Origin of the sequence: Flavobacterium sp. (assembly GCF_003525665.1) — a bacterium.
In the GTDB taxonomy this organism is placed as follows: domain Bacteria; phylum Bacteroidota; class Bacteroidia; order Flavobacteriales; family Flavobacteriaceae; genus Flavobacterium.
This window is the reverse complement of the sequence record NZ_DQDX01000143.1, coordinates 13,124-20,993: the sequence shown is the minus strand read 5'-3', so window position 1 is coordinate 20,993 and position 7,870 is coordinate 13,124. Positions and strand designations below refer to the sequence as shown.

7 protein-coding genes are annotated in these 7,870 nt (G+C 32.8%); 4 read left to right on the top strand and 3 right to left on the bottom strand.

The window, feature by feature from the left end; translation table 11 throughout:
• The first annotated feature begins 124 nt into the window (after positions 1 to 124).
• Both DIU01_RS10095 and DIU01_RS10090 read left to right on the top strand, forming a co-directional pair.
• Positions 125 to 1,303: an acetyl-CoA C-acyltransferase gene (locus DIU01_RS10095; RefSeq protein WP_290834050.1), complete on the top strand. Its 1,179-nt coding sequence runs from the start codon at positions 125 to 127 to the stop codon at positions 1,301 to 1,303.
• Between the two features lie 29 nt (positions 1,304 to 1,332).
• Positions 1,333 to 2,094 (top strand): C40 family peptidase, encoded by a 762-nt coding sequence (locus tag DIU01_RS10090; RefSeq protein WP_290834049.1) that lies wholly within the window; start codon positions 1,333 to 1,335, stop codon positions 2,092 to 2,094.
• Positions 2,095 to 2,143: 49 nt separating this feature from the next.
• Here the strand turns inward: DIU01_RS10090 and DIU01_RS10085 are convergent, their stop codons facing one another.
• On the bottom strand, positions 2,144 to 2,710 hold the full coding sequence (locus DIU01_RS10085) for a fasciclin domain-containing protein (RefSeq protein ID WP_290834048.1): 567 nt from the start codon (positions 2,708 to 2,710) through the stop codon (positions 2,144 to 2,146).
• Between the two features lie 187 nt (positions 2,711 to 2,897).
• Between DIU01_RS10085 and DIU01_RS10080 the strand changes: the two genes are divergently transcribed.
• Together DIU01_RS10080 and DIU01_RS10075 are read left to right on the top strand one after the other, a co-directional pair.
• Positions 2,898 to 3,614 (top strand): hypothetical protein, encoded by a 717-nt coding sequence (locus DIU01_RS10080; protein ID WP_290834047.1) that lies wholly within the window; start codon positions 2,898 to 2,900, stop codon positions 3,612 to 3,614.
• Between the two features lie 98 nt (positions 3,615 to 3,712).
• On the top strand, positions 3,713 to 4,252 hold the full coding sequence (locus DIU01_RS10075; RefSeq protein WP_290834046.1) for a biopolymer transporter ExbD: 540 nt from the start codon (positions 3,713 to 3,715) through the stop codon (positions 4,250 to 4,252).
• 172 nt (positions 4,253 to 4,424) lie between these two features.
• Here the strand turns inward: DIU01_RS10075 and rpsA are convergent, their stop codons facing one another.
• Together rpsA and DIU01_RS10065 are read right to left on the bottom strand one after the other, a co-directional pair.
• Entirely contained in the window at positions 4,425 to 6,197 is a 1,773-nt protein-coding gene (gene rpsA / locus DIU01_RS10070; protein ID WP_290834045.1) for a 30S ribosomal protein S1, read from the bottom strand.
• A gap of 362 nt (positions 6,198 to 6,559) precedes the next feature.
• On the bottom strand, positions 6,560 to 7,813 hold the full coding sequence (locus DIU01_RS10065; protein WP_290834052.1) for a nucleoside permease: 1,254 nt from the start codon (positions 7,811 to 7,813) through the stop codon (positions 6,560 to 6,562).
• Positions 7,814 to 7,870: the final 57 nt, after the last annotated feature.

Sequence of the window (7,870 nt, the reverse complement as noted above, 5' to 3'; positions counted from 1 at the left end):
ATTTTAATAATATTCAATTAATAAACGAATATCTTTTAATGTAAAATGAATTTTCCCTAAAAAATAGTAAATTTGCAGTACAAACTAACAAACTAATCCCAACATCGGGAAAATATAAAATATTATGAGTAAAAAAATTGTAATTGTTTCTGCAGTAAGAACTCCAATTGGAAGTTTTATGGGTGCTTTATCAACCGTTCCTGCTCCACATCTTGGTGGTGCTGCAATAAAAGGTGCGTTAAGCAAAATTAATTTAGACCCTAAATTAGTTGATGAAGTATACATGGGTAATGTAGTTCAAGCAGGAGTTGGTCAAGCTCCGGCAAGACAAGCTGCTTTATTTGCAGGATTATCTAATGATGTAATTTGTACAACAGTAAATAAAGTATGTGCTTCTGGAATGAAATCAATCATGTTTGGAGCGCAAGCAATTATGGCTGGTGATGCCGAAATTGTTGTTGCTGGTGGAATGGAAAACATGAGTTTGATTCCGCATTACGTTCACATGAGAAATGGTGTGAAATTCGGACCAACATCAATGCAAGACGGAATGCAAAAAGACGGACTAGTTGACGCCTACGACAACAATGCTATGGGAGTTGCTGCTGATCTATGTGCATCAGAATATAAAATTACACGTGAACAACAAGATGCTTTCGCAATTCAATCGTATGAGCGTTCTGCAAAAGCTTGGGAAGCTGGAAATTTCGATTCAGAAATTGTTCCTGTTGCTGTTCCGCAAAGAAAAGGTGATCCAATCATGGTAACTAAAGATGAAGAATTTACTAATGTGAAATTAGATAAAATTCCAACTCTTAATGCCGTTTTCACAAAAGAAGGAACAGTTACTGCTGCAAATGCTTCTACAATTAATGATGGCGCTGCTGCTGTAATCTTGATGAGTGAAGAAAAAGCAATTTCTATGGGATTAAAACCATTAGCTTACATAAAATCTTATGCTGATGCTGCTCAAGAACCAAAATGGTTTACAACTGCTCCAGCAAAAGCGTTGCCAAAAGCATTAGACAAAGCAGGATTAACGCTTTCTGATGTAGATTTTTTCGAATTTAATGAAGCCTTTTCTGTTGTTGGTTTAGCTAATGCACAAATCTTAGGATTACCAAACGACAAAATCAACGTAAATGGTGGTGCTGTTTCTTTAGGCCATCCTCTAGGTTGTTCTGGAGCACGAATTGTAGTAACTTTAATTAATGTTTTACAACAAAATAATGCAAAAATTGGTGCTGCTGCAATCTGTAATGGTGGCGGTGGAGCTTCTGCAATTGTAATAGAAAAAGCCTAATCAAAATTTTATAATCCTAATTTAATTGCATGTTTGCCATTTGTAATTTATCGGTTATTCCAATGCGGTTTGAACCAAGTGATAGAAGCGAAATCGTTTCTCAAGTACTTTTTGGTGAACACTTTGAAATTTTAGAACAAGACAAACAATGGTCTAAAATAAAAATTCATTTTGACAATTATGAAGGTTGGATTGACAGCAAACAATATCAAATTATCTCTAAAGAAAACTATGATATCCTTTGCAACGAAGCTTTGATTTTGAATTCTGATTTGGTAGAATATATTTCAGCACCAAATAATATTTTGATTCCGATTACGCTTGGTGCATCGCTTTCCTTTTTAAATCATGCTGATATAAATACGCAGAATTATGAATTTGAAGGATTAAAAATTAGTGGCGTCAAACCAAAATCGGATTTAATCAATACGGCTTACATGTATTTGAATGCACCGTATCTTTGGGGTGGAAAATCTGTTTTCGGAATTGATTGTTCGGGATTTACACAAATGGTTTATAAACTTAACGGCTATAAATTATTGAGAGATGCCGCACAACAAGCTTCGCAAGGAGAAGTTTTGAGTTTTATTGAAGAAAGCGAACCTGGTGATTTGGCCTTTTTTGACAATGAAGAAGGAAAAATTATTCACGTTGGAATAATGTTAGAAAACAATTACATCATCCACGCAAGCGGAAAAGTAAGAATTGACAGATTAGACCATCTCGGAATTTACAACGCCGAACTCAATAGACATACGCATCGATTGCGAGTTATTAAAAAAATTATATAAAAAAAAGTCCTGAGTTTATCAGGACTTTTTTGTTGAAATGCTTGTTACTTTAAGATTTTGGAGTAACAACAGAATCAACAACGTGAATTACACCATTAGATTGATTAACATCAGCAATAGTAACCTTAGAACTATTTCCGTTTTCATCTGTTAAGTATAAATCGTTACCTTTCATCCAAGCTGTAAGCGTTCCACCAGAAACAGTTTTCAAAGTTGCTTTTCCATTTCCAGCTTTTATTGCTTTAGCGATATCTGTCGAATTCATTTTTCCAGAAACTACGTGGTACGTTAAAATTGTTTGTAATGTTTTTAAGTTTTCCGGTTTTAATAAGGTTTCAACGGTACCTTTTGGTAATTTGTCAAACGCTGCATTTGTTGGGGCAAAAACGGTGAATGGTCCTTTAGATTGCAAAGTCTCTACTAATCCTGCTGCTTTTACTGCTGCAACTAGCGTTGTGTGATCTTTAGAATTTACAGCATTTTCCACAATGTTTTTAGACGGATACATTGGCGCGCCACCAACAGTTACTGTTTTTTCTTTTTGAGCAAATGCCGATGTTGATACTACAAGTGAAAATGCTACGATTAATGTCGAGAAAAGATTTTTAGTTTTCATAATAATTTATTTTTTTAAATGTTTATAGAAGCATTTACGCTGGTAAATTTCTTTTGGTTTTCTAGCTTCTAAAAATTAACATAAGTTTAATAATTGAATTTGGTGCATAAAATTTTGTAATTCACACTAATTCATTAAATTAGATTGTATTTAAGTAGTCATTAATTCATTCAAATACAATTAAATCATGTTACTAAACAACAAGACATTAGTTGATGAGTTGCTAATAAGTAGAAAAAAAACTCTTTCGGAAGAAGTACTTTTACAAGAAGTCTATTCGATTTTGAAGCAAAATGAAATCGACAGAAATCAAATATTGGATACCTTAAAAAGTGAAAGTTCAACAAAATCTAACGAATTTAACTTCGATTTACTGGAAACAGATAAAATTTTCCATGAAAATCAGATTAAGAAAGTATGTATCGATTACAGATTGCGATTTTTGGACAGTGCTTTATTTAAAAATGAAATACCAGAAGAAGCCATTTCGAAGATCACTGCCTTAGAAAAAAATCACAATACTAAATTAGACGGATTTAAAATTGTTGCTCCAAGCAAAGCATTTGAGCTGAAGAATTACGATGATCCGTTGCTTTTTGTTCCAATCGGAAACAACTACTACTATTTAATTCACAAATGGGGAACTGACTTGAGTTGGTATCGAAAACTGATGGTTTTACCAATCAGAAACATTGCTTTGTTTGTTGTCTTCTGTTTAATGATAAGCTTAATCGGAACGTACTTCACTCCTACCAATAATTTGAGCAAGTCGGTTGCATTGGCTCCGGTTATCATTTTTCTTTTTATGTTTAAATCTATGGTTGGAACGGTAGGTTATTACTTTTTTATGATGGGTAAAAATTTTAATGATGTAATTTGGAACCGACCTTTTAAGGAAAATTAATAAAAGTCTTTAAATGAGATACTAACATTTTATTTCTATCGTTATAATTGTAGACTAGTTTGTGAACAAATTTATTTTAACCTTAAAAATAAAATATCATGAGTGAAAGCAGTAACGATTTTGGTAGATTAAACAAACCAAGAAGCAAAAAGTTAAACACAAAAGTTGATTTTACTGCAATGGTTAGCATTTCGTTTTTGTTAATCATCTTTTTTATGGTAACCATTGAATTAGCCAAACCTAAATCAATGAGTTTGGGTTTACCAGATACAGGTGGTGATATTACGTGTGGAATTAGTTGTGGTCCAAGACCAGATAGAGTAATCACAATTTTACTTGACGACAACAATAAAATAATAACCTATCAAGGCTTATTAGAATATCCTGACGACAAACCAAAAACTCTAAGTTATGGCAAAGAAGGAATTAGAAAGGAATTACTAACGAAAAATAAAATGATAACAGAACAACTTGGTGATCGAGATCGAGGTGCAATTGTTATTATCAAACCAAGTAAAAATTCTAATTTTGGTAATTTAGTTTCTATTTTGGATGAAATGGCGATTACAAATATTCAAACTTATAACGTTGTAAACTATTTTACGCCAGGAGAAAATAATTTATTAGCAATGCATTAAACCAAATTTCCTATAAAAACGGACTGCCCTAGCCCTGATGGAAGCGGCATCCTTTTTATTTTTTCTTTAAAAATAAAAAGATATAGCGTACAGCAGGAAATAGCTTCAAATAAAACCAAAAAAAAAGCTCCCAATTTCTTGAGAGCTTTTATTATTTTAGAAAATTAGAGAATTATTTTCCTCCTTTTTCCATTTTAGCTTTTAATTCAGCTAAGATATCATTGTTATCTCCTAAAGTTGAAGTTTGATTGTTGTTGTTAGAACTAGCAACAGATTCTGATGCAGCTTTCACAGCTTTTTCTTCTTCTTCTCTAAAGATTGCAGTGTGCGATGCCACTACTCTTTTGAATTCTTTATTGAATTCGATAACTTTGAATTCAGCTTCGTCGCCTTTTTTCAATTTTTTACCATCTTCTTTTTCTAAGTGACGTGTTGGAATAAATGCAACAACATCATCTCCGAAATCTACAGTAGCACCTTTGTCAACGATTTCAGCAATTGTTCCTGTGTGGATAGTTCCAACAGCAAATGCATCTTCATGTTTGTCCCAAGGATTAGCAGTAGTTTGTTTGTGACCTAAAGATAATTTACGTCCGTCAACATCTAATTCTAATACTACTACATCTAGTTTGTCACCTACGTTAACAAATTCTGATGGATGTTTGATTTTCTTAGTCCAAGATAAGTCAGAGATGTAAACTAATCCATCAATTCCTTCTTCAAGTTCTACGAAAATACCAAAGTTTGTAAAGTTTCTAACGATACCTGTATGTTTAGAACCTACTGGGTATTTAGAAGTGATATCAGTCCATGGATCTTGAGTCATTTGCTTGATACCTAATGACATTTTTCTTTCGTCTCTGTCAAGAGTTAATACAACTGCTTCAACAACATCACCAACTTTTACGAAATCTTGAGCGCTACGTAAATGTGTAGACCAAGACATTTCAGAAACGTGGATTAGACCTTCAACACCTTCAGCAACTTCAATGAAAGCACCGTAATCAGCAATAACTACTACTTTACCTTTCACTTTGTCACCAACTTTAAGTTCAGCACCAAGTGCATCCCATGGGTGAGCGTTTAATTGTTTTAAACCTAATTGAATTCTTGTTTTTTCGTCATCGAAATCAAGGATTACTACGTTTAATTTTTGATCTAATTCAAGAACTTCACTTGGGTGATTGATTCTAGACCAAGAAAGGTCAGTAATGTGGATTAATCCATCAACACCACCTAAGTCAATAAACACACCATAAGAAGTAATGTTTTTAACAACACCTTCTAATACTTGTCCTTTTTCTAATTGACCAATAATTTCTTTTTTCTGAACTTCGATATCTGCTTCGATAAGCGCTTTGTGCGATACAACAACGTTTTTAAATTCGTGATTAATTTTCACAACTTTAAATTCCATCATTTTGTTCACATATACATCATAGTCACGGATTGGTTTCACATCAATTTGTGAACCTGGTAAGAATGCTTCAATTCCGAAAACATCTACAATCATACCACCTTTAGTTCTACATTTAACAAAACCAGTAACGATTTCACCTGTTTCGTTTGCAGAAATAACTCTATCCCAAGACTTAATTGTTCTAGCTTTTCTGTGAGATAATACCAATTGACCTGTTTTGTCCTCACGAACGTCAATTAATACTTCTACTTTGTCACCAACTTTTAAACCTGGATTGTAGCGAAATTCATTTAATGAAATTACACCTTCAGATTTTGCGTTGATGTCAACAATAGCGTCTCTTTCTGTAATTCTAACAACTACACCTTCTACTACTTCTTCTTGATCTGTGTCGATGAAAGTTTTAGAAACTAAGTCTTCAAATTCTTGTAAGTTTTTTTCGTCAACTAAATCAATTCCTTCTGCGTAATTGTGCCAGTTAAATTCGTTTAAAAAATCTTGTTGTTCTTTGTTTAATTCAGACATGCTGATAAAAAATTTGTATTTTGTTTTTCATGAGTTTCTTTAAGCGATAGAAAAACAAAAGTGTTTTACATAAATAATTGATTTCCAAACGAAACTCTACTCTGCATTTTGGACTGCAAAAGTACTACTTTTTTATCAATCTACAAATAATGACGTTAGAAAAAAGAGAAGTGCAAATAGTTTTTTATTTGGAGCGAATGGTATGGTGCTTTCTTGGTTTCCGTTTTCCTGCTTTTCATTGCAATTAAAATGCCTTCAAAAGAATGAAGGCATTTTAATTTCCACTACAATCAGGGCTAGATAGCAATTGTATTGAATAAAAAATCCGATAATTAAAAACTATCGGATTTATATTTATTTTTCTAGTGACTTACATTCGCCACATCGTTGGGTTCGTGTTTGTGTTTAAATAAAACTGCAAATGCAATCGCAATAACTAAAGCATATCCTGCAAAAGCTAGCCAAATGTTATGCCAATCTCTTACACCATTATCTGTAAAATAAGTATCAATTACTATTCCGCTTATAATTCCGCCAAAGAAAGCTCCGAAACCGTTTGACATCATCATGAACAAACCTTGAGCCGAAGAACGAATTTTAGAATCGGTTGTAGTTTCAATAAATAATGAACCCGAAATATTGAAGAAGTCAAATGCCATTCCGTAAACAATACAAGAAACAATAATCATCCACAAACCGTCAACTGGATTTCCATAAGCAAATAATCCGAAACGTAAAACCCAAGCCAGCATCGATATTAACATTACTTGTTTGATTCCAAATCGTTTCAAGAAAAACGGAATTGCAAGAATAAACAAAGTTTCAGATACTTGAGAAATAGACATTATAATAGTAGAATATTTCACCACAAAGGAATCGGCATATTCTGGAACTTTAGAAAATTCAGATAAATAGACATCGCCATACATGTTTGTCAATTGCAAAGCGCCACCAAGAAACATTGAAAAAATAAAAAACAACGCCATTTTATAAGTTCCAAATAATTTGAATGCATCCAAACCAAGTTTTTCAAATACAGTTGCATCTTTTGAAATTAATTTTTGTGGCGGACATTTTGGTAATGAAAAAGAATAAAACCCTAACGCGATTGCAGCAATTGCAGCAAGGTAAAACATATTGTAAGATGCTTTATTTCCAGATAAATTGGTAATCCACATAGCTACAATAAAGCCAATTGTTCCCCAAACTCTAATGGGTGGAAAAACCTTTACAACATCATAATTGTTAGTTTTTAAAATATTATAAGCAATAGAATTTGACAAAGAAATCGTTGGCATATAACACAACATTGCAGCAAAAATCACATAATAAAAAGTAGTAGGATTATCAACTTGCGGAATATAAAGCAATGCAATTCCGCCTAAAATATGAAGAACGCCGTATAATTTTTCGGCATTAATGTATTTGTCAGCGATGATTCCGGTAATGGCTGGCATTATTATAGAAGAAATTCCTAATGTTGAAAAAATTGCTCCAAATTCGGCTCCACTCCATTGTTTAGTTCCAAACCAGTAGTTGGCAACAGTAATCAACCATGCACCCCAAACGAAGAACTGAAGAAAACTCATTAGAGTTAATCTAAATTTTATACTCATAACAACTATATTTTTATAACGTAAATAGATTGTAAATCTACTATTAATATTGAACGA

What these genes read in the sequence shown, in the direction of transcription:
- DIU01_RS10095 (WP_290834050.1), top strand. Translation starts at nt 125, where the DNA reads ATGAGTAAAAAAATTGTAATTGTTTCTGCAGTAAGAACTCCAATTGGA.
- DIU01_RS10090 (WP_290834049.1), top strand. Translation starts at nt 1,333, where the DNA reads ATGTTTGCCATTTGTAATTTATCGGTTATTCCAATGCGGTTTGAACCA.
- DIU01_RS10085 (WP_290834048.1), bottom strand. Translation starts at nt 2,710, where the DNA reads ATGAAAACTAAAAATCTTTTCTCGACATTAATCGTAGCATTTTCACTT.
- DIU01_RS10080 (WP_290834047.1), top strand. Translation starts at nt 2,898, where the DNA reads ATGTTACTAAACAACAAGACATTAGTTGATGAGTTGCTAATAAGTAGA.
- DIU01_RS10075 (WP_290834046.1), top strand. Translation starts at nt 3,713, where the DNA reads ATGAGTGAAAGCAGTAACGATTTTGGTAGATTAAACAAACCAAGAAGC.
- rpsA (WP_290834045.1), bottom strand. Translation starts at nt 6,197, where the DNA reads ATGTCTGAATTAAACAAAGAACAACAAGATTTTTTAAACGAATTTAAC.
- DIU01_RS10065 (WP_290834052.1), bottom strand. Translation starts at nt 7,813, where the DNA reads ATGAGTATAAAATTTAGATTAACTCTAATGAGTTTTCTTCAGTTCTTC.